Source organism: Pedobacter sp. 10L46_2 (assembly GCF_056395165.1).
The window spans coordinates 1-1,009 of record NZ_JBFTIZ010000560.1 but is presented as its reverse complement, the minus strand read 5'-3'; the positions used below and the strand labels follow the sequence as shown (position 1 = coordinate 1,009).

The following is a 1,009-nucleotide window of genomic DNA, read 5'->3' as shown; positions in this document are numbered from 1 at the left end:
GCATTTATTCCTGTTACATCCATTCCTGTAATTAATAGGTGAATATCATGTGTTCCCTCATATGTAACTACAGATTCCAGATTCATCATATGCCTCATAATTGAATATTCTCCGGTAATCCCCATACCACCAAGCATTTGTCTGGCGTTACGTGCAATGTCCAGCGCAACCTCTACACTATTTCTTTTTGCCATAGAAATTTGCTCAGCAGTCGCTCTGTTTTCGCTTTTCAATACCCCTAAGCGCCATACCAGTAACTGGCCTTTCGTAATCTCAGTAATCATTTCAGCTAACTTCTTTTGCTGCAATTGAAAGCCAGCAATAGGTTTACCAAACTGAACACGTTCTTTAGCATAGCGTAAAGCGGTATCATAGCAATCCATAGCAGCACCCAGTGCTCCCCATGCAATACCATAACGCGCCTGATTTAAACAACCCAAAGGCCCTTTAAGTCCACTTATTTCCGGGAAAATATTTTCTTTAGGTACCTTAACATTATCAAATACCAATTCACCTGTAGCTGAAGCCCGCAAACTCCATTTTCCATGTGTTTCCGGAGTTGTAAAACCTTCCATACCGCGCTCCACAACCAATCCTCTGATTTTCCCTGATTCATCCTTAGCCCAAACAACTGCAATATCTGCAAAGGGAGCATTAGAGATCCACATTTTTGCACCATTAAGTAAATAGTGGCTTCCATTATCTTTAATATTGGTTACCATTCCACCAGGATTAGATCCATGATCCGGCTCTGTTAATCCGAAGCAGCCCATCAATTCACCAGTAGCAAGCTTAGGCAAGTACTTCTTGCGTTGTTCTTCAGTTCCGTAAGCAAAAATAGGATACATTACCAAAGAACCCTGCACAGAAGCGGTAGACCTGATGCCCGAATCTCCACGTTCTAATTCCTGCATGATGATACCGTAAGCCGTATAATCAAGTCCGGAACCGCCATATTCAACAGGAATAGTAGGACCAAAGGCACCTATTTCTCCCAACCCCTTGATGA

At 42.4% G+C, this 1,009-nt stretch carries 1 protein-coding gene; it reads right to left on the bottom strand.

From position 1 onward, the window contains the following. A partial coding sequence (locus AC1DDX_RS27805) for an acyl-CoA dehydrogenase family protein (RefSeq protein WP_477623091.1) occupies window positions 1-1,009 on the bottom strand: 1,009 nt, incomplete at both ends.